This window comes from Variovorax soli NBRC 106424 (assembly GCF_001591385.1).
GTDB lineage: Bacteria > Pseudomonadota > Gammaproteobacteria > Burkholderiales > Burkholderiaceae_C > Variovorax > Variovorax soli.
In genome coordinates, this window is sequence record NZ_BCUU01000051.1 from 13203 (window position 1) to 37132 (window position 23930).

Consider the following 23930-nt stretch of genomic DNA (forward strand, 5'->3'; position numbering starts at 1 on the left):
GGGGTCGGGTTGTCCCCCCGATTCTCGGCGATGCGTGCGCCCGCCGGCAGCGCCTACCGGGCGCCGGCCGCCTTCAGCTTGTTCTCCATCGCGGTGTAGCCGCGCGCGCTGGCCAGCTGCAGCGGCGTGCGGCCTTCGCGGTCGGCCAGCTGCAGGTTGGCGCCGGCGTCCACCAGCAAAGCCAGCGTGCGCTGGTGGCGCGGGCCGCCGTCGCCCAGCACGATGGATTCGATCAGCGCCGTCCAATGCAGGTTGTTCACATGGTCCAGCGGCGCCTTGGCCGCGATCAGCTGGCGCACGATCTCGTCGTGGCCCAGGTGGGCGGCGGCGATGAGCGCGGTGCCGTCGTAGCGGCTGGTGGTCTGGCCGGCGCTGGCGCCCAGCTCCAGCAGCACGGCCAGCGTCTTGGTGTCGTCGGCCACGGCGGCGATGGTCACCGCGTCGTAGCGGTCGTTCTCGAACGCGTTGAGCGATGCGCCGGCCTGCGCCAGCAGGCGGATGGCCTCGCGCTGGCGGGCGTAGGTGGCCACCTGCAGCGGCGTGCGGCCATAGGCGTCGCGCACCTCGAGGCTGGTGCCGCCCGATTGCGCGATCAGCCGCTTGAGCTCGGGCAGGTCGCCGCGCCAGGCCGCGCGGTGCAGGCCCTGGTAAGCCTTGGCCTCGGCGGCGGAGGGCGGCACCTGGGCCGTCGAAGGCAGCGACACGGCCCACAGCGCGGCGCCGGCGCAGGCCAGTGCCGCGGCGGCTCGGGAGAGTGACAGCATGGGCATGGGGATCGGACCTCGTCTTCAGGGCGTGCGCCGGTCCGGCGACTATAGGAAGCACGGCCCTCGAATGGCAGTCGTACCGCTACGAGCGCGCATCCGTAGTGCTACGGATGGCCAGGCCCTCGAACGGGGCCGCGCTCTCGAAGCACAGCGGCTCGCCGGTGAGGGGATGGGCCAGCGACAGGCGCGTGGCATGCAGCAGCAGCCGCGGCGCACGCGAGCGTACGTCCTCGCTGCCGTAGAGGGCGTCGCCCAGGATGGGGTGCCCGATGTGCGTCAGGTGCACGCGCAGCTGGTGCGTGCGGCCGGTCTGCGGAGCCAGCTGAAGATGGGTGGCGCCGATTGCGGGCAGGGCGGCCTTCACGCGCCAGCGGGTCAGGCTGGGCTTGCCCTGCACCGGGTCGATCACGCGCAGCGGCCGGCGCGGCCAGTCGGCGGCGATGGGGGCCTCGATGTCGTGCCAGCTGCCATCGCCGTCATCCTTCGGCAGCAGACCGTCGACCACGGCCTCGTAGCACTTGTCGATCTCCTGCTGCGCAAAGGCCTGGCTCAGCGCGCGCTGCATCGCGGCGCCCCGCGCCATCAGAACCAGCCCGCTGGTGGCCATGTCGAGGCGGTGCACCACCAGCGCGTCCGGCCAGCGCTGCTGGGCGCGCGTGCTCAGGCAGTCCTGCTTGTCGGCGCCCCGGCCGGGAACGCACAGCAGGCCCGAGGGCTTGTCCAGCACCAGCAGATCGGCGCCTTCATGAATCACTTGCAGCATGGGGCGAGTGTGCCTGCGCCGTGCGTCACGCGCGTGTGACAAGGCAATGACAGCCGGAGGGCGGCACGGGGCATTGCTGCACTTTCACGGGCGGGACGCTTTCACTCACTAGGCTTTGCAGCATTGACCGAAAAAAGAAGAACCCAAGCCATCGATTCACGTATGCAAGCTTCCATCCTCACCCGAATCCTCGCCACCACGGCCGCTGCGTGGTCCATCGCGCCGCGCGGCCGGCGGACGTTGAAGCTGGCTGGCGCCAGCGCCAAGTAGGCGCTCGCTGGCCCGCCGAGGCTGCCAACAGCGGGCGCGAATACAAGACTCGCCGACTGCGGCTTTGTGCTGCCCGCCGCCCGTTCGCTCCAAAATCCAAGCGCCGACCACAAAGTCCTGGAAGGACCTTCCCATGAACGCCATCAAGCGCGCCCGGATCTTCATCGAGCAAAGTCCGAACGAGCCCGCGGCGCTGGTGCTTTCGCAGCTGGTGCTGGCGCTGGAGACCGAGCACAGCTTTGCCATCTCCGACATCTATCAGCTCGACCTGGAACATTTCGATCTGGCCATCGACATCCTGAAAGAGTGGCGGCTGGATCGCTACTACGCCGGCAAGGCCAAGCTGTTCGATCTCTCGCTGCAGGTGACGGAACTGCAGCGCCAGTGACGCTGGTGCGCGGCGAACCGCGCCAGACGTCGAAGGCATAGGCAGCCGTGACGTAGTTCACGCGCCGTCATGGCCCTGTCGCCAAACCGTCATGTGCGGTGGCGAGCATTGCCCGCCATGAAACTTTCGACTTCAGCCATCGGTCGGCGCCAGGTGCTGCGCGGTCTGGCCGGTGCATGCGGCACCGCCGCACTTTCCACTATTGCCTTTCCCGCCCTGGCGCAGCCGCGCGCGGCCGATGCCGGCGCCCTGCGCGTGACGCAGCTGCTGGACATGTCGCCCGACCAGCAGCAGCTCTCGCGCGATTACGCGACCGGCATCCGCCTGGCCTTTGCCGAGATGAAGAAGGCCGGCCTGCCCGCGCCGCAACTGTCCACGGTGGAGACCGACGGCAGTGCCGCGGCCGCGCGCAGCGCGCTGCAGGCCATCCAGGCCGACACCGGCCAGGTGGCGCTGCTGGGCACGGCGGGCGAGGGCCTGGCGCTGGCCAGCCTGGCCGAGTCGGCACAGATGAAGCTGGACATCGCCCATGTCGCGCCCTGGCTGGCCGACCCGCGGATGGACGACGACCCGCGCCTGTTCGCGCTGTTCGCATCGCGCGAGGAGCAGATCCGCTATGTGCTCAAGACCTTGTCGGTGGTGGGCGTGCACGAGCTCGGCCTGGTGTATCCCAGCCCGCAGCATGCCGATGCCATGCAGGCCGGCATGGCGGCCATCGCCGCGCGCCTGCAGCTGAAGACGCGCAACCTGGTGGTGCCCAAGGGCCGCGACATCGCCGCCTTTGCCGCGCAGCTGCCGGCTAGCGCGCCGATGTTCCTCATGTTCATGGGCGGCGCCATCGAGCTGGCGCTGTTCACCCAGGGCCTGGGGCAGCGCGGCACGCAGCGCTACCTCATGTGCCTGTCGGACGTGGACACCAACACCTTCCTGCAGCTCAACCCCGGCAAGTCGGTGCCGGTGATCTTCACCGACGTGGTGCCCAACCCGCACACCAGCAAGCTGCCGGTGGTGCGCAGCTACCGCACGGCGCTGCAGCGCCTGTTCGACGAGGCGCCCACGCCGGTGAGCCTGGCCGGCTACCTGGCGGGCCGCTATGCGGCCACCGTGCTGGCATCGGCCGGTGCGGGTGCATCGCGTGCGAAGGTGCTCGCCGAGTTCCAGCGCCGCCGCCCGCTCGAACTCGACGGCTGGCAACTGGCCTTCGATGCGCATGGCCGCGCGAGCAGCTTCGTCAGCCAGACCCTGCTCAATACACGCGGTAACTTTGTCGGCTGACGCCGAGCGCGCAGATTCACGGCGCTGTCACGGCGCATCCATAGCCTCCCGGACTTCGGTGTGCGCGCCCAGGACTTTCCATCCTGGGCGCGTGCCGTTTTCCGCCGCCCACGGCACTTCGAGGAGTACTCACGATGCGTTCCGCTGCTGACAGCAGTCCCTTCTTCCTTTCCCCGCCCTGGTCCGCCCGCGTGCTGCGCAGCTGCGCCGCGCTGGCATTGGCCGCGACCCTTGCCGCCTGCGGCGGCGGCGATGGCGGCGGCAGCGCCGGCACCTCCGCCACGGCCGGCAGCGCAGGCACGAGCACCAGCGCCAAGCCCGACGACGCCGCCACCGACGGCAGCGCCGCCACCAAGAAGGACGACGACGTGCGCTATGCGCCCTGAACGCCGCGCACGTAGACGAGGAGAAGACCCCATGACCAACCGACGCCAATTCCTTCAGAACACCGGCATGGCCGCCGCGGCCCTGGCCGCATTTCCGCCCAGCATCCAGCGTGCCCTGTCCATTCCGGCGCACAACAAGACCGGCACCATCCGCGACGTGGAGCACATCGTCATCCTGATGCAGGAGAACCGCTCCTTCGACCATTACTTCGGCACGCTGCGCGGCGTGCGCGGCTTCGGCGACCGCTTCACCATCCCGCTGCCGGGCGGGCGCAGCGTGTGGCAGCAAAGCGATGCCACCGGCAAGAGCGTGCTGCCCTACCACCTGGACCAGAGCACCGGCAATGCGCAGCGCTTTTCGGGCACGCCGCATTCCTGGTCCGACGGGCAGGCCGCGTGGGACGGCGGCCGCATCGAGCAGTGGGTGCGCTACAAGACGCCCGCCTCGATGGGCTACTTCAAGCAGCCGGAGATTCCCTTCCAGTGGGCGCTGGCCAATGCCTTCACGCTGTGCGATGCCTACCACTGCGCCATGCACACCGGCACCAACTCCAACCGCATGTTCCTGTGGACCGGCTGCAACGGCCCCAAGGGCGCGGGCGTGGCCACGGTGAACAACGAGTGGGACGAGATCGGCCCCTCGACCCAGGGCTACGAGTGGAAGACCTACCCCGAGCGCCTGGAAGAAGCCAAGGTCAGCTGGATCGTCTACCAGTGGATGCCCGACAACTTCGGCGACAACTCGCTGGCCGGCTTCAAGCAGTACCGCCTGGCCAACGAGGCCTCGGGCAAGCCGGTGAGCAACTCGGCCGCATCGCCCGCTTACGACCCGGCCAGCGACAACGCGGGCAATCCGCTGTACAAGGGCATTGCCAACACCATGCCCGACGGCGGCTTCTTCGAGAGCTTTCGCAACGACATCAAGAACGGCAAGCTGCCGCAGGTGTCGTGGATCGTGGCGCCGGCCGCCTACTCGGAACACCCCGGACCGTCGAGCCCGGTGCAGGGCGCCTGGTACGTGCAGGAAGCGCTCGACGCGCTCACCGCCGTGCCCGAGGTGTGGAGCAAGACGGTGCTGATCGTGAACTTCGACGAGAACGACGGCTACTTCGACCACGTGCCGTCGCCGGCCGCGCCGTCCCTCAACCCCGACGGCACGCCGGCGGGCAAGACCACGGTGCCCGCGGACGAGCTGGCCTACGAGTACTTCAACCACCCCAAGCCGCCAGGCACCAAGAGCCAGCCGCTGCCCGACGGACGCGTGTACGGCCCCGGCGTGCGCGTGCCCATGTACGTGATCTCGCCCTGGAGCCGCGGCGGCTGGGTGAACTCCGAGGCCTTCGACCACACCTCCGTGATCCGCTTCATCGAGAAGCGCTTCGGTGTGAAGGAGCCCAACATCGGGCGCTTCCGCCGTGCGGTGTGCGGCGACCTCACCAGCGCCTTCAACTTCGCCAACCCGAACAACGAGCCGCTGCCCACGCTAGCCGGCCGCAAGACGAAGTCGCAGGCCGACCAGCTGCGCGCCGACCAGCAGCTGATGCCCAAGATCCTGCCGCCGGCCAACCCGATGCTGCCGGTGCAGGAGGCCGGCATCCGCCCGTCGCGCGCCTTGCCTTACGAACTTCACGTGAGCAGCCGCACGCGCGAGCGCCAGGGTGTGGTGCGCCTCGTGTTCGCCAATGGCGGCGAGGCCGGCGCCGTCTTCCACGTCTACGACAAGCTGCACCTGGACAGGCTGCCCCGCCGCTATGCGGTGGAGGCCGGCGAGAAGCTGGACGACGACTGGGACACCTTTGCCGATGCCGGCAAGTACGACCTGTGGGTGCTGGGCCCCAACGGCTTCCATCGCCACTTCAAGGGCGACCTGAACCAGGCGCGTGCCGGCAACGCGCCGCAGCCTGAAGTGCGCGTGGGCTACCATGCCAGGCAGGGCGACCTGCACCTGAAGCTGCGCAACGACGGCGGCCGCGACTGCGTGTTCACCGTCACGGCCAAGGCCTACCGCGACGACGGCCCGTGGAAGCTCAAGGTCAAGGGCGGCGAGGACGTCGAGAAGCGCTGGAACCTGGATGCCAGCGGCCAGTGGTACGACTTCGAGATCACCTGCGATGCCGATCCGTCGTACCTGCGCCGCATCGCCGGGCGCATCGAGACCGGCCGCCACTCGGTGAGCGATCTGGCCTTCGGGCAGCCCGTCTGACGGCCGTCGTCAGAAAGTCCACCGTGCGTTGACGCGCACGGTGCGCGGCTCCATCGGGTGGATGTGCCGGTCGTCGATGCCGCTGCCGCAGGCGCCGCTGGCCACTTCGCCGGCGGTGCAGGAGGCGTAGTAGTACTCGATGTCGTTGCCCTGGCTGCCCGCCAGGTTGAACACGTCCAGCCCCAGGGTCAGGTGCTTGTTCACGGCATAGCGCGAGCCGAAATTGAGCAGGGTGGTGGCGCTGGAGCGCACGGTGTTGGTCGTGTCCAGCGCGCGCGGGCCCATGTAGCGCAGGCGCAGCGTGGCCATCAAGGGGCCGCGGGTCCAGATCACGCCGGCTGATACGGCGGTCTCGATCGCGTTGTCGATGTGGTTGCCTCCGCCTTCGGGCGCCTGGCCGCGAAAGCGCGCCCGCGACAGCGCGCCGTCGAGCTCGAAGCGCCATTGGGAGGAGGGCGCCCAGCGCAGCGTGGCTTCGATGCCGCGGCGCGCGCTGGGCCGTCCGGCTTCGGTCGTGCCGGCGTCGCCCAGGTAGACCAGTTCGGAATCGAGGTCGAGCATCCACAGCGCGGTGGTCAGGCTGAGCTGCTCGCCGGGCGAGTAGCGCCAGCCCGCTTCCGCGCCGCGCCCCTTCACCAGCGCCGGCACGCGCTCGGCCGGCAGTCCGCTTTGCGGATCGACGGTGATGGTGGCGCCGCGCACGTCGTTGCTGTGGTAGCCGGTGCCTGCGTTCAGGTACAGCTCCTGCTCGGGCGTCACCGTGAAGACCAGGCCGGCCTTGGGCGTGAGGATCGAGTCGCTGCCGTTGCCGCTGTTGCCGGGGCCGTATACCGGCTCGCGGCCCAGCACGTCGTAGCGCAGCAGGTCGCCGCGCAGGCCCAGGTAGCCGCGCCAGCGGTCGCTGAACTGCACGAGCTGCTCGCCATAGACGGAGAACAGGTCCTGCGACACCTTGTCGTCGCGCACCGTGTCATGGCGCTGGCGCAGCTGGGTGTTGTAGAGGCTCACGTTGCCGATGCGGTCGCCGCGCCACTGCGCGCCGAAGCTCAGGATGCCGCTCTGCCCGCCGATTGTGTTGGGGCGCGAGTGCGAGGCCTGCGCGCCGAACACCCGGCGGCGGTCCGCCTGTTCGAACTGGTCGCCCAGCTGCGGGTTGTTCAGGAAGTAGGTGAAATCGGAGAACAGGTCCATCCGGTAGTCGATGGCATAGGCGCTGGCCTGCGTCTGGCCCTGCGGCGACTTGTCGAACCACTGGCCCGACAGGCTCAGGCGCCGGGTGTTGCCGCCGTCCGAGGCATTGAGCGAGCCATAGCGGTCCAGCTGGCCCGCGTCGATCAGGCGCTGCGGCACCTGGTCGGTGGCAGTCCAGTCGCTCTTGTAGGCCATGCCGGTCACATTGAAACCGCGCGACTGGCTGCCTTGCGAGTAGCGCAGCACCGCATTGGCCTTGCGCAGGTTTTCCGGCACCTGCCAGGGGCCGTCGCTGCCCTGCAACTCCAGCGCGGCCATCCAGGTCTGGTCGTCCACGGTGCGCGAGCCCGCCGCCAGCAGGCGGCGGTAGTTGTCGGCGCCCAGCGTCAGCTCGGCAAAGGGCGCATCCAGGGCGCTGAAGTAGTCCATGGAGGCGCTGCCGGCCAGGGAGAAGTCGCCGTTCTGGACGAAGTACGGGCCCTTGCGGTAGCTCACGCCCGACACCAGCTCGGGAATGAGGAAGTTCAGGTCGGCCCAGCCCTGGCCGTGGCCGTGCGTGGGCATGTTGACCGGCATGCCGCCCACCCACATGGCGAAGTCCGTGCCGTGGTCAAGGTTGAAGCCGCGCAGGAAGTACTGGTTGGCCTTGCCGTCGCCGGAGTGCTGCGTGGCGACCACGCCCGGCACCGCCTCCACGATGTCGCCCGGCCGCAGCTTGGGGCGCGACTGGTACGACTCGCGCTCGACCGCGCCTTCGCTGGCACTGTTGGCCGTGCCGATGCTCGCGTCGCGCGGGCCGCGCACCTCGATCTCGGGCAGGTGCCCCGTCTGCGCCTGCGCCCAGCTGATGCCCAACAACATGACCGCTGCTGCCGCGGCCGCCTTCCCTGTTTTGACTTTTATAGACATATGTGTATGACAATTGCTCGATTCTTCTTACATCGAGTCATCGAACCATACACTTTTTGACGCGCCCGCCTTCTTCAGTTGACGGGGCTCAGGTGCGTGTGGGCGCTGCCGCCATGGCCATGGCGGTGCGGCTTGTGGTCGGCGTCCAGCAGCACCATGTGGGCCTGTCCGTGCCGCACGCCCTTGAGCGCGATCATCTGGTCGGCCAGTGCGCGCACCTGCCGCACCGGTCCGCGAAGCACCGCGGTTTCCATGCAATGGTCGTGGTCGAGCTGCGTGCGCAGGGTCGTCACGACCAGGTCGTGATGCTGGTGCTGCAGGTCGAGCACGCGCAGGGTCACCGTCCGGTCCCGGTGGTCGTAGACGTAGCTCAGGTTGGCAACGCACCACTGCGCCCTGGCCGCGGACGAGCTCGCCTGCGGGCCTTGCCCGCCGCCCAGGCGCGAGCGGATCAGGTCCCGCACCGCCTCCGAGCGGTTGACGTAGCCCTTTTGCGCAATGAACTCGTCGAACTGGCGGGCGAGTTCATCGTCCAGCGAGATGGTGAAGCGTTGCATGGCCGCAGATTGTGCAGCCATGCACGCGTCGCACCGGCTTGCGCGCAGGCGCTCAGGCCGCCTCGCGCAGTTCCCTGGCCGCCTGGACCATGTTGGCCAGCGCCGGGATCACCTCGGCCCACTGGCGCGTCTTCAGCCCGCAGTCGGGGTTGACCCACAGGCGCTGCGGCGGAATGCGCGCGGCCGCCTTTCTCATCAGCTGCACGATGTGCGCCTGCGTGGGGATGTTGGGCGAGTGGATGTCGTAGACGCCCGGGCCGATCTCGTTGGGGTAGTCGAAGCTGTCGAAGGCGTCCAGCAGTTCCATGTCCGAGCGCGAAGTCTCGATGGTGATCACGTCGGCATCCATGTCGGCAATCGACGCGATGATGTCGTTGAACTCCGAATAGCACATGTGCGTGTGGATCTGCGTCTCGTCGCGCACGCCGTTGGCGGTGATGCGGAAGCTCTCGACGGCCCAGGCCAGGTAGTCCTTCCATTGCGACTTGCGCAGCGGCAACCCTTCGCGCAGCGCGGCTTCGTCGATCTGGATGACGCGCACGCCGGCTTTCTCCAGGTCGAGCACTTCCTGGCGGATGGCCAGCGCCAGCTGCTTGCACGAGAGCGAGCGCGGCTGGTCGTCGCGCACGAAGGACCAGTTGAGCAGGGTCACCGGCCCGGTCAGCATGCCCTTCATCGGCCGGGCGGTCAGCGATTGCGCGAAGGTGGTCCACGCCACCGTCATCGGGCGCGGGCGGCGGATGTCGCCGAACAGGATGGGCGGCTTCACGCAGCGCGAGCCGTAGGACTGCACCCAGCCGAACTGGCTGAAGGCATAGCCTTCCAGCTGCTCGCCGAAGTACTCCACCATGTCGTTGCGCTCGGCCTCGCCGTGCACCAGCACGTCCAGGCCCAGGGCCTCCTGCTCGCGCACGCTGCGCTCGATCTCGGCCTGCATGGCGGCGCGGTAGGCCCGCCCATCCAGGCGCCCGGCCTTGAACTCGCTGCGGGCATGGCGGATCTCGGCGGTCTGCGGGAAGGAGCCGATGGTGGTGGTGGGGTAGGGCGGCAGCTTCAGCAGCGCGGCCTGCGTGGCGGCGCGCTGCGCATAGGGGCTCTGGCGCTGGCCCAGCTGTGCAGTGACTTTGGCGACGGCGGCCTGCACGGCGGGGTTGTGCACGCGTGGCGAGGCGCGGCGCGCCGCATGGGCCGCGGCATTGGCCGCCAGCTGGTCCTTCACCGACTCGCGGCCGTGGCGCAGCGCGGCGCCGAGCACGCGCAGCTCGCCCAGCTTCTGCAGCGCGAACGCGAGCCAGGACTTGAGTTCGCCATCGAGCTTTTGTTCGCTCGCCAGGTCCACCGGCACGTGCAGCAGCGAGCACGAGGGCGCGATCCACAGGCGCTCGCCCAGGCGCGCCGCCAGCGGCTCCAGCCAGTCGAGCGCGGCGGCGAGGTCGGTCTTCCAGATGTTGCGGCCGTTGATGACGCCCAGCGACAGCACCTTGTGTGAGGGCAGCATGTTCATGAGCGGCAGCACGTCTTCGCGGCCGGCGACGGCATCCACGTGCAGGCCCGCCACCGGCAGGTGGGCCGCCAGATACTTGTTGTCCAGCAGCGGGCCGAAGTAGGTCGCCAGCAGGATCTTCACGCGGCAGCTCTTGAGCTGGTGGTAGGCGGCGTTGAAGGCATGCTGCCAGTCGGCGTCGAGTTCGGTGGCCAGCAGCGGCTCGTCGACCTGCACCCAGGCCGCACCGCTGTCGGCCAGCGCATCGAGCAGCTGCGCATAGGCCGCCAGCAGCCGGGGCAGCAGCGCGAGCTTGTCGCTGCCGTCCTTGGCCTTGCCGATGGCGAGATAGGTCACCGGGCCGAGGATCACCGGCTTGGCCTTCACGCCCTGCGCGCGGGCTTCGGCCAGCTGGTCGAGCAGGCGCGATGCATCGAGCCTGAACTGCGTGCCGGCGTCGAACTCGGGGACGATGTAGTGGTAGTTGGTGTCGAACCACTTGGTCATCTCGCCGGCGGCCACGCCGCCGCAGCAGGCGGCGTGTTCTTCCGCGCCTTGGGCCGAGCGGCCGCGCGCGACGCGGAAGTAGTTGTCCAGCGGGTCGCCATGAAAGCCCTGCACGCGCTGCGGCAGGTGGCCCAGGGTGAAGCTCATGTCCAGCACCTGGTCGTAGAAGGAGAAGTCTCCGACCGGCACGTAGTCCAGGCCTTGCTGTTCGATCCAGTGGCGCCGGCGCAGCTGGGTGCCCAGGGCCTGGAGTTCTTCGCGGGAGGATTCGCCCTTCCAGTAGGACTCCAGTGCGAACTTCAATTCGCGCCGGGCGCCGATGCGGGGGAACCGAGGTTGTGAATGATGGTCATCGCCCGATGCTAGGGACGCAGGACCATGAAGTAAAATGGTCTTAATTCACGTATCAATGAAACTGGTTCATACATGCTGGAGCGCATCCACCTGGCCATCGTCCAGGAAGTCGAGAAACAGGGCTCGCTGACCGCGGCGGCCGGCGTGCTGTGCCTGACGCAGTCCGCCCTGAGCCACAGCATGCGCAAGCTGGAGCAGCAGCTGGGCACCGACATCTGGCTGCGCGAGGGCCGCAGCCTGCGCCTCACGCAGGCCGGACAGTACCTGCTGGCCGTGGCGAACCGCGTGCTGCCCCAGCTGGACCTGGCCGAGGAGCGCCTGCGGCAGTTCGCGCAGGGCGAGCGCGGCACGCTGCGCATCGGCATGGAATGCCATCCCTGCTACCAGTGGCTGCTCAAGGTGGTGTCGCCCTACCTGGCCGCCTGGCCGGACGTGGATGTGGACGTCAAGCAGAAATTCCAGTTCGGCGGCATCGGCGCGCTGTTCGGCTACGAGATCGACCTGCTGGTCACGCCCGACCCGCTCTTCAAGCCGGGCCTGGCCTTCGAGCCGGTGTTCGACTACGAGCAGGTGCTGGTGGTGGCCAAGGGGCATCCGCTGGCCAAGGCCGCCTATGCCAAGCCGCAGCAGCTCACGCGCGAAGTGCTGGTCACCTACCCGGTGGAGCCCGACCGGCTGGACATCTACAACCAGTTCCTCATGCCCGCGGGCGTGAGCCCCAGGCGCCACAAGACCATCGAGACGACGGACATCATGCTGCAGATGGTGGCCAGCGGCCGCGCCGTGGCCGCGCTTCCGCGCTGGCTGGTGCAGGAGTACGCGGGCAAGATCGACGTGGCGCCGGTGCGCCTGGGGCCGCGCGGCATCCAGAAGCACATCTACCTGGGCGCGCGTGAGGCGGATACCCACGTCGACTACCTGCGCGCCTTCGTCGAACTGGCGCGCGGGCCGTTGCCGGCGCGGCGCAAGCGCGCCTAGTCATCGGTTCGTTGCCAGCATGCAGATTGAATTGAACGCGATGACGCCCGCGCTGCCCGGCGGCGAGCCGCTGACGGCCCTGATCGACTTCGGCGCCGGGCCCGCGCCGATGCGCCTTGCCTTCGGCCGCGCACGCACGACCCTGGTGGCGTCGACGCTGGAGGAGGTTGTACCTCTGCTCGATGCCGTGCACCGGCACGCCATGCAAGGGCGCTGGTGCGTGGGCTATGTGCGCTACGAAGCGGCGCCGGCCTTCGACCCGGCCATGGCGGTTCATCCGGGCCAGGGGCCGCTTGCATGGTTCTCGGTCCACGACGAGGCCCACCCCTGGCCAGACATGGCCGACAGCGACGCGGACGGTGCGCGCGAGCCGCTCGAATGGCACTCGCGCCTGGATCGCCCGCAGTTCGACCGGGCCATCTCGCGCATCCACGACGCCATCGAGCGGGGCGACGTCTACCAGGTCAACTTCACGGCCAGCATCCGTGCGCAGCGGCAGGCCTCCGATGCAGGCGTGCAGCGGCAGGAGTCGCTGCGCCTGTTCGCCGCGCTCTGCCGTGCCCAGCCCCGGGCCTATGCCGCGTGGATCGACACGGGCGCGCAGCAGGTGGCCTCGGTGTCGCCGGAGCTGTTCTTCCACTGGCAGGACGGGCACATCCTCACGCGGCCCATGAAGGGCACCGCAGCCCGCGGGGCCACGCCGGCGGCCGATGCGGCGGCGGCCGAGGCCCTGCGCTCCAGCGTCAAGGAGCGCGCCGAGAACGTCATGATCGTCGACCTGCTGCGCAACGACCTGTCCCGCATTTCGCAGCCGTTCTCGGTGCGCGTGGAGCGCTTGTTCGACGTGGCGGCCTGGCCGACCGTGTGGCAGATGACTTCCGATGTGCAGGCGCGCACGCGCAGCGGCACCACGCTGGCGGAGGTGTTCGGCGCGCTGTTCCCGTGCGGGTCGGTCACCGGCGCGCCCAAGCTCAGCGCCATGCGCATGATCCGCGCGCTGGAGCCCGAGGCGCGCGGCGTGTACTGCGGCGCCGTGGGCATCGTGCGGCCCGGCGGCGCCGCCACCTTCAATGTTCCGATCCGCACCGTCACGGTGGGCAGCGAGGGCCTGGCCTGCGGCATCGGCAGCGGCGTGACCATCGACGCCCATGCGCAAGGCGAGTGGGCAGAATGGCGCAACAAACGGGCTTTTCTCATGCGGGCCAGCGCACCTTTCCAGATTCTCGAAACCCTGCGGCTGCAGGACGGCACGTTCCACAACCTCGCCCTGCACCTGCAGCGGATGGCGGATGCGGCGGCCCACTTCGGCTACCGCCTCGACCTGGAGGAGGGCGAGCGCAGCCTTCAACGCATCGCCCACGCGAATGCGCGCGGTGCGTGGCGGGTGCGGCTGCTGCTGCACGCCACCGGCCGGTTCGAGGCGCAGGCCTTTGCGCTGCCGGCTTCACCCGCGCGGGTGACCCTGCAGCTCGCACGCCGGCCCATCGAGGAAGCCGACAGCGAGTTCGTCCGCTTCAAGACCACGCGCCGCGGCCACTACGAGGCGTTCGCGCCCGCGGACCCCGAGGTGTTCGACACGCTGCTGTGGAACGAGCGCGGCGAAATCACCGAGTGCACGCGCGGCAATGTCGCCTTGCTGATCGACGGGCGCTGGGTGACGCCATCAGGCAGCAGTGGATTGCTGCCCGGCATCGAGCGGGGCCGCCTGCTGCAGGACGGCAAGCTGGCCGAAGCCGTGATCCGCCGCGAAGACCTGGGCCGGGCCAGTGCAGTGGCCTTCATCAACAGCCTGCGCGGATGGATCGATGCCGCCGTAATCGATGCACCGGCTGCAGGGGACGAAGCCTAGAGGTAAGTCCACAGCATCTTCGTCGCCAGCACGTACAGCAGGCAGGCGAAGACCCTTCGCAGGATGCTGACGGGCAGCCGGTGGGCGGTTCTGGCGCCCAGAGGCGCCGTCAATACGCTGCCCGCCACCAGGCCGACGAGTGCGGGGCCGTACACGAAGCCGGCGGACAGGGGCGGAAGCCCCGCGACATGCCAGCCGCTGAACACATAGCCGAGCGTGCCCATCACGGCCACCGGGACGCCCAGTGCCGCGCCTGTGCCGATGGCGGTGGTGATGGACACACCGCAGAACAGCATGAACGGCACGGTGAGGAAGGCCCCGCCCGCCGAGACCAGGCCGCAGACCACGCCGATGACAAGACCGATGGCGACCAGCGCCGGCGTGCCGGGCAAGCCCCGCGCGGCGGACGGCTTGCGGCCCAGCAGGATCTGCGTGGCGCCGGCATAGACGATGGCGCTGAAGGCCAGCGCGAGGGCGCGCTGCGAGATCCATGCCGACAGCGCCGTGGCCAGCAGGGCCCCCACCATCATGGCCGGCCCCACGCGGCGCACCAGCGACCAGTCGACGCCGCCCAGCCGATGGTGCGCGCGCACGCTGGCGCTGGAAGTGAACATGATCGACGCCATGCCGGTTCCCAGCGCCAGATGCACCACATGGTCCGGCGCGAACTGCTGCGCAGTGAACATCGCCGCCAGGACGGGGACCAGCGTCATGCCGCCGCCGATGCCGAGCAAGCCGGCCAGAAAGCCGATGAAGGCGCCCGTTGCAAAGTAAGCCGCGATCCAGGTCATCCGGGGAGTATCGACGACGCCCGTCGACGGTCCCCCTCACGGGTGATGTCTGCAGTAACCGCGCGCAAGTGAAACAAGGTGCCACTCATTTCGCGCTGGGGCTGCGGCGCTCGCTGCCGCACGCCGCAGGCCCTGCGACTCCGATGATCTCGGCCACGGCGATCGCCGGCATCTCGGCGCTGGTCAGGCATTCATTTGGCGAGAAGGTCCTGAGGCAGGCCAAGCAGGCGATCATGATGGACATCGAACTGCTGGAGGGCCACGAATGCTTCATCCCGCAGGCCACCATGGTCGACTTCGAAGATGTGTATCGATGTCCGGTCCACTTCGAGGCGGGCGCCGTCAGGCTCTGCTTCGATGCACGCCTGATGGACTGCCGGGCCAGGGAGCCGCACCTGAGCCGCGCCTGGTCACGATCGAGGATGTGGGCCGGGGCCTGCAAGAGGCGGACGGCCTCCACACCTTCCGGGGCGTGGTCGGCGCGCAGATCAGGGCGCAGGTCGTGACTGGAAATGTGTCGATCGACAGCACCGCGCGGGCGCTCGGCACCAGCGTGCGGACCCTGCAGCGCATGCTCCATCGCGACTGCGGCGCCGACTTCCGCGAACTCGTCAACCTCATTCGCATGCAGCGCGCCAAGGAACTGCTGCGCGGCTCCGGCGCGTCGATCACGCAGATCTCGATGGAGTTCGGCTACTCGAGCCCTGCCAACTTCGCCCGCGCATTCCGCAAGGCCGCGGGAATGGCGCCGCACGACTTTCGATCCTCCGTGGCGTGAAATGAGTGGTGGTTCGATCCGGTTCCCCCTAGCCTTCGCGCCGTAGCGGGGAGCAACCGTGCCGCAGGCCTCCATCAGGGGCCAAGAACAACAAGCGGCAGGTGCAATAGAGGGGTGAATGAATGGAGAGACTCGTCGAGTGGATGCGCGGCGCGTGCCGCGCGCAAACCCGGAGGTTCGAGAGGTACGGGCGCTTCGTTGCCGCCTTGGGTGTTTTCTCGGTCGCGGCCCTGGCCCACGCCCAGGACAGCCTGCCTTTCCCACCGAAGAAATCCGGCAGCACGGCGGGGGTGACGATGCAGTCGTCTGTGTACAAGCCGCTGCCCGCCGTGCAGCGCCTGCCCAAGGGCACGCCCAACGTGCTGGTGATCATGCTCGACGACGTCGGTCCGGCGCTGCCCGAGACCCATGGCGGCGACATCCGCACGCCTACGCTGACGCGCGTGTCCAAGAGCGGCATCTCGTACAACCGCTTCCACAACGCCGCGATGTGCTCGCCCACGCGCGCGGCGCTGCTCACGGGGCGCAACCACCACCGCGTGGGCTTCGGCCAGATCGCCGAACTGGCCAACGACTGGGATGGCTACACCGGCCGCCTTCCGCCCACCACGGCCACCGGCGCAAAGGTGCTGGGCTACTACGGCTACAAGACGGCTGCTTTCGGCAAGTGGCACAACACGCCCGCCGAGGAGACGACCCAGCAAGGCCCCTTCGACCTGTGGCCCACGGGCCGGCTGGTGGGCTTCGACTACTTCTACGGCTTCCTCGCGGGGGAGTCCTCGCAGTGGGAGCCGGCGGTGGTCGAGAACACCGTGCGGCTGCCCGCGCCCCGCCGCGAGGGTTACCACTTCACCGTGGACATGACCGACAAGGCCATCACCTGGATGCGCCAGCAGCAGGCGGTGGATCCCGGCTCGCCGTTCTTCATGTACTGGGCGCCGGGCGCCTCGCACGGGCCGCATCACATCTTCAAGGAGTGGGCCGACAAGTACAAAGGCCGCTTCGACGACGGCTGGGACGCCATGCGCGAGCGCATCTTCGCGCGCCAGAAGGCCCTGGGCTGGATTCCGAAGGACACGCAGCTGACGCCGCGGCCAGCCACGCTGACCGCGTGGAAGGACATTCCCGAAGACGAGAAGCCCTTCCAGCGCCGCCTGATGGAAGTCTTTGCCGGCATGACCGAGCATGCCGACACGCAGGCGGGGCGTCTCATCGACGAACTGGAGCGCCTGGGCATCCGCGAGAACACCCTGGTGTTCTACATCTGGGGAGACAACGGCTCGTCCGCCGAGGGCCAGAACGGCACCATCAGCGAACTGCTGGCGCAAAACGGCATTCCCACCCAGATCAAGGACCACATCCGCGCGCTGAACGAACTCGGCGGCCTGGACGTGCTGGGCAGCAACAAGGTGGACAACATGTACCACGCAGGGTGGGCCTGGGCCGGCAGCACGCCGTTCCAGGCCACCAAGCTGGTGGCCTCGCACTTCGGCGGTACGCGCACGCCGATGGCGGTGTCCTGGCCGAAGGTCATCAAGCCTGATGCGGTGACCCGAACACAGTTCCACCACGTCAACGACATCGTGCCCACGATCTACGACGTCGCCGGCATCCAGGCACCCAAGCTGGTGGATGGCGTGACCCAGGACCCGCTTGACGGCGTGAGCATGCGCTACACCTTTGCCGATGCCAGCGCCCCAGCACGCAAGAAGACGCAGTACTTTGAAATCATGGGCAGCCGCGGCATCTACCAGGACGGGTGGATGGCCTCGGTGTTCGGTCCGCGCGTTCCGTGGGTGCCGGGCCTGCCCAAGAGCATCGCGACCTGGTCGCCCGATCAGGACACGTGGGAGCTGTACGACCTGCGCACCGACTTCTCGCAGGCTGTGGACGTTGCGGCGAAGAACCCCCGGAAGGTGCAGGAGTTGACGCAGGCCTTCGGCGTGCAGGCGAAGGAAAACCGGGTCGACCCGGTCGGCGGCGGACTGTGGTCGGTCCTGCACCCGCAGTACGCGCCAAGCAACCCAGCCACCGAGTTCAGCTACACCCAGGACGTGGTGGGCATTCCGGAATTCGCCGGACCGAAGGTCGGTGCACGCAGCAGCCTGGTCACCATGGAGGTCGAGCTCAAGCCGGACTCCGCGGGCGTGCTCTACGCGCTGGGCGCCTTCTCGGGCGGGCTGTCGCTGTGGGTGGACAAGGGCAGGCTGAGCTACGAGTACAACCTCTTCGAGATCCAGCGCACGCGCATCGATGCGCAAGGGGCGCTGCCCACCGGCAAGGTGAAGATCGAGGTCGAGTCGCGCGTGGCGCAGGGCCAGCGCGCCGGCCCCATGGACGTCGTCATCCGCGCCAATGGCCAGGAAATTGCCAAGGGCCGCGTGCCGGTGACCGCGCCGCTGACCTTCACGGCCAACGATGCCTTCGACGTGGGCATGGACAGCTACTCGCCCGTCTCGCAGGCCTACTTCGACCGCGCGCCATTCAAGTTCAACGGCCGTATCGGCCTGGTAACGATCCGGTATCTCTGAAGATGGCGGCTGCAAACCTGAACCTCGCACGTCGCGCGTCTACATCGAAGGCAACGGCGACGGCGCGCGCGTCAGGCCGCAGTAGCACGGCTTCGTCGCGGGTTCGCGCGTTGTCGGTGTGCTTGTGCGGTCTCACCGAAGCTGCGCCTGTGCCAACGGGAAAAGGCGGGTTGTGAAGAGAACCCCAGCATCTCGGAAATCTGCATGAAGCTGTGCTGCGACGAGGCGATGAGTTGCGTCGCCATGTGCTTGCGAACCTGCTCCAGGATCTCGCCGAACCCGCTTCCCTCGTCCACCAGTTGACGGTGCAGGGTGCTGCGGTGCACGCCCAGATGCATCGCGACCTGGTCGATCGAGCAGCGTCCGATCGGCAGCAGGACCATGGCCAGTTCACGCACCCGGTCGCGCGTGCAGGTCGCACCGCGCGCGGCCAGGAGCTGGTCCAACTGGGCCCTGGCTTGCCGCACCATGGCGGGGTCGGTCGACTTCAGGTGCTGGTCCAGGGTGCGGGCGTCGAACACGGCCCCGTTGAAGTCCGCGTTGAAATGCACGGGTGCCGCGAGCACGCGCTGGTAGACCTCGCTCGGGCCGAGTTGCCCATGCATCAGGCCCAGCCATTTCGGCTGCCACCCCGGCATCAGGCTGCGCAGGGAACGCACCAGCATGGCCAGTCCCTGCTCGACCGCCTGTTGGATGCCTCCCGCGCCCGGCCCGGCAAATTCCATGTGAAGGACGGCGTCGTCCGAGCTCTCTTCCAGCCGCAGCACCAGCGATTCGTTGTGCAGCTTCCGGTAGTGGATCAACGTTTGCACGGCATCCCGCAGCGTGGACTCCTCGCGAAGAATGAGGCCGAGCAGGCCCAGGGTGGAAAGCTGGTTGGCCTCGCCCATTTCCAGGCCGAAGCTGCGCACGCCGCTGGCCTGCACCGAGTCTTCGAGCAGGCCGTACGCCCGCTCCATGGGAATGAGCAACTCCGGATCGTGCAGGCATTCGCGCGGGATTCCGGCCCGGGCGAGCATGCGCCCCGCGTCCAGCCCATGCCGCCGGGCAATCGCGGGGTAATGGCTCACGGCGGCTGCGCGAATGAAGAACGTCGTCATGGTAAATGCCCCTCCGCATGCGACGTAATGGTAAATGCATGCAACGCCAGGTTAAGCGCAAAGGCCGGGGTCCCTGAAGAATCCACCCGACGTTTCACAGAACCAGAGTGGCATTTCCAATGACGACATCCGAGACCCGGCCTGCGGGAAGCGTGCTCCCCTTGCCCCATCCGGCTTCGCCGGCCCGCGTGGGTGTGAGCCTGCAGGAGTCCGTCTACGGCAAGCGCACGCGGCCCATGGTGCGCAAGGCCGATGCGCCCAACGTGGTCATCATCATGCTGGACGACGCCGGGTATGCGCAGGCCGATACGGTTGGCGGGCCGATCCATACGCCCACGCTCACGCGCGTTGCAGACAGCGGCGTGCGCTACAACGCCTTCCACACCACCGCCGTCTGTTCGGCCACCCGCGCGGCACTGCTGACGGGGCGCAACCACCACCGCGTAGGCAACGGCATCATTGCCGAGTTCGCCAGCGACTGGGACGGCTACACCGCCGAGATTCCCAAGAGCTGCGCCACCATCGCCGAGGTGCTGCAGGCGCATGGCTACCGCACCGCGGCATTCGGCAAGTGGCACAACACACCGGTCTCGGCGACCACGTCGATGGGCCCGTTCGACCGCTGGCCCACCGGCCATGGCTTCGATTACTTCTATGGCTTCATCGGCGGCGAAACCTCCCAGTACGAGCCGCGCCTGTACCGCAACACCACGCCGGTGGAGCCGCCGCGAGACCCCGCCTATCACCTGACCGAAGACCTGGCGGCCGACGCGATCCGCTGGCTGCGCGAGCGCCAGACCCATGCGCCGGCCGACCCCTTCTTCCTGTACTGGACGCCCGGCGCAGTGCATGCGCCGCACCATGTGTTCAAGGAATGGTCGGACAAGTACAAGGGGCAGTTCGACGACGGCTGGGACGCCTATCGCGAGAAGGTGTTCGCCCGGCAGAAGGCCATGGGCTTCATTCCTGCCGATGCGCAGATCACGCCACGCCATGCCGGCCTGCCGGCGTGGGACAGCCTGAGCGAGAAGGAGCGCCGCTTCCAGGCGCGCCTGATGGAAGTGTTCGCCGGTTTCCTGGAGCACACCGATGTGCAGGCCGGCAAGCTGGTGGACGAGCTGGAGCGCCAGGGCCTGCGCGACAACACGCTGATCTTCTATGTGTTCTCCGACAACGGCTCATCCGCAGAAGGCATGACTGGCACGCTGGCCGAACTCAATGCGCAGAACGGCATTCCCAACCGGCCCGCGCAGCACATGGCGCTGCTGGACAAACTGGGTGGACTGGATGCACTGGGCAGCGCCCGGTTCGACAACCACTACCACGCGGCCTGGGGCTGGGCCGGCATGACGCCGTTCCAGGGCACCAAGCTGGTGGCCGGCTACTTTGGCGGCACGCGCGTGCCGCTGGCCATCTCATGGCCCAAGGCGATCCGGCCCGACCCGCAGGTGCGCCCGCAGTTCCACCACGTCAACGACATCGCCGCCACCATCTACGAGGCGATCGGCGTGCCCGCGCCCGAGGTCGTCCACGGCCATGCGCAGGAACCGCTGGACGGCGTGAGCATGTGCTACACCTTCGGCGATGCCGCCGCGCCCGGCACCAAGCAGACGCAGTACTTCGAGGTGCTGGGCAGCCGCGGAATCTTCCACCAGGGCTGGATGGCATCCGTCTGGGGACCGCGCACCCCGTGGGTGGCCGACAACAATCCCTACAAGGGCTGGAACCCGCACAACGACACCTGGGCGCTGTTCCATGTCGAACAAGACTTCTCGCAGGCCCGCGACCTCGCCGCCAAGGAGCCCGAGCGCCTGGAAGACCTGAAGCGGCGCTTTGACGCAGCCGCGCGCGACAACCATGTCTACCCGCTGGGCGCGGGCCTGTGGGCGCTGATGCATCCCGAGGACCGTGACGGCCCCGGGGACGGCACCCAGCACTTCAGCACGGACCACCAGCGCGTTCCGGAAGTGATGGCGCCCAACCTGCGCGCACGCGACAGCGTGGTGCGGGTGGACGTGGAAACGAACGAACGCGCGGAAGGCGTGCTGTACGCGCTGGGCGGCATTGCGGGCGGCGTGTCGCTCTACATCGCCGACGGCCATGTGGTCTACGAATACAACGCCCTCATGCTCAAGCGCACCGTGATGCGCGCAGCCCGGGCGCTGCCGCCCGGCCGGCATGTCATCGAGGTGCATACCACGCTGGTGTCCAGGCAACTGGGCACGCCCGGGCGCCTGAGCCTTCACATCGACGGGGAGAAGGTGGCCGAGGCCATCCTGTTCTACACCGTGCCGATGCTGTTTACCGCCACCGAGGCCTTCAACGTCGGCAAGGATCCGGGCTCGCCGGTCGTGCTGGACTACTTCGACCGCGCCCCTTTCCCGTTCAACGGCGTGATCCACGACCTGCAGGTGAGCTACCCGCAGCGGCAGTGAGCCCGGCCATTTCATTTCACGAACCCACCGACCCCTTCAAGGAAACACCATGACCTTCGCCTTTGAAAAAATCGACACCGCGCTCATCGACGTGGACGCGCTGCCCTGGATGCCGTTCACGCCCTATGCCGACGATGCGTTCCTCAAGCTCATCAAGGTCAATCCCGTCAGCGGCGAATGGATCACGCTGCTGAAGATCCCGGGCTACATGCAGCTGCCCAAGCACCACCATTCCGGCACCGTGATGGTCTACACGCTCTCCGGCAGCTGGAGGTACCTGGAGCACGACTGGGTGGCAAGCGCAGGCAGCTTCGTCTACGAGACCGCAGGCTCGCAGCACACGCCCGCCGGCGTCGGCGATGAGGAGGTGTGCACGCTCAACATCGTGACCGGCGACTGGAACCTGATCGGTCCGGAGGGCCAGGTGCTGGCCATCGAGAACTGGAAATCCATGGTGCAGCGCTACCTGCAGTACTGCGAGGCCAACGGCGTCGAACCGGTGGACGTGAGCAGTTTCGAGGTGCGGTAAGCAGCAAGACCGCCCACCGATTTTCACTGGAGACAAGCCGATGCATGCCCTTGAAACGTCGGGCGTTCGCCCCCCTTCGAACGACGCGCGCGTCGGCGCGCGGGCGTGGCTGGTGTTCGCTCTGACCTTCGGCCTGATGCTGCTGGACTTCGTCGACCGGCAGGTGGTGACGGCCATGTTTCCGCATCTGCAGGCTCAGTGGCAGCTGTCGGACAAGCAACTGGGCGCCCTGGCCTCGGTGGTGGCGCTCACGGTTGCGCTGGGCAGCATCCCGCTGGCCGTGCTGGCCGACCGATGGGGGCGGGTGAAGGCCATCGTGGCCATGGCGCTGGTCTGGAGTGGCGCGACGCTGGCCTGCGGCGCGGCCAACAGCTACGGCGCGCTGCTGGCGGCGCGCGCCACCGTCGGGCTGGGCGAGGCTGGCTATGGGCCCGCCGGCGCGGCCATTCTGGGCGGCATCTTTCCCAGGCGCCTGCACAGCGCCGTGTTCGGCGCCTTCCAGGCCGCGGGCGTGCTGGGCGGCATCCTGGGCGTCGTGCTCGGCGGATGGCTGGCCACGCACTACGGCTGGAAGACAGCCTTCGGCGTCGTGGGCGCACCCGGCATCGTGCTGGCCCTGTGCTACCTGTGGGTGCGCGATCCTGCACGCGGCGCCTCGCCCGCGGCATCGATCTCCTTCTCTGGCGCGCTGAGAAGCGGGCTCGGCCTGTTCCGGATACCGATCGTGCTGTGGGCGTGCATAGGCGGGGCATTGCAACTGTTCGTGGTGCTGTCCTTGTATTCCTGGTTGCCCACCTACATCCACCGCAGCTACCAGGTGGCAACCGATCGAGCGGCGCTGTACTCGGCGGCTGTCATCCTGGTGGGCGCCCTGGGGGCCGTGGCTTGGGGCTATGCGGCGGACCGTTGGGGATGCGACGGCCCCGGGCGGCTGCGGGTGGTCGCGCTGGGTTGCGCGCTGTCCGGCAGCTTCCTGGTGGCCGCGTTCAGCTTCGCGCCATCCGGCAGTTGGCAGGGCGCTTGCCTGGTGATGGGCGGCTTCTGCGCGACCTGCTCCATCGGCGCCGTACCCGCCGTGGTCATAGAAGCTGCGGATCCGGGCATACGCGCCACGGCGCTGGCACTCGTGGCCATGGCGCAGAACCTGTTCGGGCAGGCCCTCGGACCCTTCAGCACCGGGGTGCTGTCGGACTCCGTCGGCCTGGGCAGTGCCTTGTGCATCGCGTCGAGCGCCGCCTTGGTAGCGAGCGCGGTATTCGTGCGGGCCGGTATCGCTCCACGCCCCGTCGTGCAGAGCACCGCCTGAGCTCTCCAACCTTTCCCTTTGAAACTACGAAAACCGGAGACAACTTCGAATGAAGAAGAGCCTGACCACCCTTGCAGCCCTGGCCGCGGCCACGGCCTCGGCAACCGCCTCGGCCCAGTCGACCGTGCGCCTGTTCGGCGTGATGGATGCGGCCGTGAGCTACTACCAGACCAGCAGCAAGGACCCGAGCGGCGTGCAGCCCAACGTGCGCCAGAGCCAGTGGGCCATGTCCACCGGCAACCTCATGGGCAGCCGCTTCGGCTTCAGCGGCACCGAGGACCTGGGCGGCGGCCTGGCGGCCGGCTTCTGGCTGGAGGCGGGCATTGCCAACGACACCGGCGCCACCCTCTCGCCCGTGGCCATGTTCAACCGCCGCTCCACCGTGAGCCTGTCGGGCCGCTTCGGCGAGCTGCGCCTGGGCCGCGACTACACCCCCACCTTCTGGAACGACACCATCTTCGACCCCTTCGGCACGGTGGGCGTGGGCGCCAGCGCCATCAGCATGCTGCTGGGCGGCTCGGGCAGCGCGGGCACCATCAACGCGCTGCTGGCCAACCCCAACTACGTGCGCGCGGGCAAC

General features: G+C 68.4%; 19 protein-coding genes and 1 pseudogene. 12 read left to right on the forward strand and 8 right to left on the reverse strand.

Annotated features, from left to right (window positions below; genetic code table 11):
• Positions 1-53: 53 nt before the first annotated feature.
• Positions 54-770, reverse strand: a complete 717-nt coding sequence (locus VSO01S_RS15645; protein ID WP_084241898.1) for an ankyrin repeat domain-containing protein — start codon at positions 768-770, stop codon at positions 54-56.
• A gap of 79 nt (positions 771-849) precedes the next feature.
• Positions 850-1530: an RluA family pseudouridine synthase gene (locus tag VSO01S_RS15650; RefSeq protein WP_068643743.1), complete on the reverse strand. Its 681-nt coding sequence runs from the start codon at positions 1528-1530 to the stop codon at positions 850-852.
• Positions 1531-1933: 403 nt separating this feature from the next.
• Here VSO01S_RS15650 and VSO01S_RS15655 point away from each other — a divergent pair, with 403 nt between their 5' ends.
• From VSO01S_RS15655 to VSO01S_RS15670, 4 genes are all read left to right on the forward strand, one after another.
• Positions 1934-2188, forward strand: a complete 255-nt coding sequence (locus VSO01S_RS15655) for a hypothetical protein (RefSeq protein ID WP_068643744.1) — start codon at positions 1934-1936, stop codon at positions 2186-2188.
• 117 nt (positions 2189-2305) lie between these two features.
• On the forward strand, positions 2306-3463 hold the full coding sequence (locus VSO01S_RS27165) for a type 1 periplasmic-binding domain-containing protein (protein ID WP_153305276.1): 1158 nt from the start codon (positions 2306-2308) through the stop codon (positions 3461-3463).
• Between the two features lie 134 nt (positions 3464-3597).
• Positions 3598-3849 (forward strand): hypothetical protein, encoded by a 252-nt coding sequence (locus VSO01S_RS27740; protein WP_153305277.1) that lies wholly within the window; start codon positions 3598-3600, stop codon positions 3847-3849.
• Between the two features lie 31 nt (positions 3850-3880).
• The gene (locus VSO01S_RS15670) at positions 3881-6052 is read left to right on the forward strand and encodes a phosphocholine-specific phospholipase C (protein WP_068643747.1); all 2172 of its coding nucleotides are present in this window, start codon (positions 3881-3883) and stop codon (positions 6050-6052) included.
• Between the two features lie 9 nt (positions 6053-6061).
• Here the strand turns inward: VSO01S_RS15670 and VSO01S_RS15675 are convergent, their stop codons facing one another.
• From VSO01S_RS15675 to metE, 3 genes and pseudogenes are all read right to left on the reverse strand, one after another.
• Positions 6062-8104, reverse strand: a complete 2043-nt coding sequence (locus VSO01S_RS15675) for a TonB-dependent receptor (RefSeq protein WP_068643748.1) — start codon at positions 8102-8104, stop codon at positions 6062-6064.
• Positions 8105-8226: 122 nt separating this feature from the next.
• On the reverse strand, positions 8227-8709 hold the full coding sequence (gene nikR, locus VSO01S_RS15680) for a nickel-responsive transcriptional regulator NikR (RefSeq protein WP_068643760.1): 483 nt from the start codon (positions 8707-8709) through the stop codon (positions 8227-8229).
• A gap of 52 nt (positions 8710-8761) precedes the next feature.
• Positions 8762-11052, reverse strand: a pseudogene (metE, locus tag VSO01S_RS15685) (5-methyltetrahydropteroyltriglutamate--homocysteine S-methyltransferase).
• Between the two features lie 73 nt (positions 11053-11125).
• Here metE and VSO01S_RS15690 point away from each other — a divergent pair.
• Entirely contained in the window at positions 11126-12031 is a 906-nt protein-coding gene (locus VSO01S_RS15690) for a LysR family transcriptional regulator (RefSeq protein WP_068643749.1), read from the forward strand.
• Between the two features lie 19 nt (positions 12032-12050).
• Positions 12051-13880, forward strand: a complete 1830-nt coding sequence (gene pabB, locus VSO01S_RS15695) for an aminodeoxychorismate synthase component I (protein WP_373282901.1) — start codon at positions 12051-12053, stop codon at positions 13878-13880.
• Here the strand turns inward: pabB and VSO01S_RS15700 are convergent.
• Entirely contained in the window at positions 13877-14671 is a 795-nt protein-coding gene (locus VSO01S_RS15700; RefSeq protein ID WP_068643750.1) for a sulfite exporter TauE/SafE family protein, read from the reverse strand. The two genes, pabB and VSO01S_RS15700, sit on opposite strands and share 4 nt — an antisense overlap.
• An 85-nt stretch (positions 14672-14756) precedes the next feature.
• Positions 14757-14915: a hypothetical protein gene (locus VSO01S_RS27175; protein WP_153305278.1), complete on the reverse strand. Its 159-nt coding sequence runs from the start codon at positions 14913-14915 to the stop codon at positions 14757-14759.
• A gap of 21 nt (positions 14916-14936) precedes the next feature.
• Between VSO01S_RS27175 and VSO01S_RS26780 the strand changes: the two genes are divergently transcribed.
• Together VSO01S_RS26780 and VSO01S_RS15715 are read left to right on the forward strand one after the other, a co-directional pair.
• Complete coding sequence (locus VSO01S_RS26780; RefSeq protein WP_084241901.1) at positions 14937-15449, forward strand: helix-turn-helix transcriptional regulator; 513 nt, start codon at positions 14937-14939, stop codon at positions 15447-15449.
• A gap of 296 nt (positions 15450-15745) precedes the next feature.
• On the forward strand, positions 15746-17980 hold the full coding sequence (locus VSO01S_RS15715; protein ID WP_218002352.1) for an arylsulfatase: 2235 nt from the start codon (positions 15746-15748) through the stop codon (positions 17978-17980).
• 71 nt (positions 17981-18051) lie between these two features.
• On the opposite strand, the gene VSO01S_RS15720 is transcribed toward VSO01S_RS15715, so the two are convergent.
• On the reverse strand, positions 18052-19080 hold the full coding sequence (locus tag VSO01S_RS15720) for an AraC family transcriptional regulator (RefSeq protein WP_068643754.1): 1029 nt from the start codon (positions 19078-19080) through the stop codon (positions 18052-18054).
• A 161-nt stretch (positions 19081-19241) separates the two neighbouring features.
• Here VSO01S_RS15720 and VSO01S_RS15725 point away from each other — a divergent pair, with 161 nt between their 5' ends.
• The 4 genes from VSO01S_RS15725 to VSO01S_RS15740 all read left to right on the forward strand — a co-directional run.
• Positions 19242-21515, forward strand: coding sequence for an arylsulfatase (locus tag VSO01S_RS15725; RefSeq protein WP_068643755.1), 2274 nt, complete (start codon positions 19242-19244; stop codon positions 21513-21515).
• A 49-nt stretch (positions 21516-21564) separates the two neighbouring features.
• Positions 21565-22044 carry a 2,4'-dihydroxyacetophenone dioxygenase family protein gene (locus VSO01S_RS15730; protein ID WP_068643756.1) on the forward strand — a complete coding sequence of 160 codons (480 nt, stop codon included), beginning with the start codon at positions 21565-21567 and terminating at the stop codon, positions 22042-22044.
• A 40-nt stretch (positions 22045-22084) separates the two neighbouring features.
• Positions 22085-23350 (forward strand): MFS transporter, encoded by a 1266-nt coding sequence (locus VSO01S_RS15735; RefSeq protein WP_084241904.1) that lies wholly within the window; start codon positions 22085-22087, stop codon positions 23348-23350.
• A gap of 49 nt (positions 23351-23399) precedes the next feature.
• Positions 23400-23930 (forward strand): porin (locus VSO01S_RS15740; RefSeq protein ID WP_153305279.1); only part of this gene is annotated, 531 nt, incomplete at its 3' end.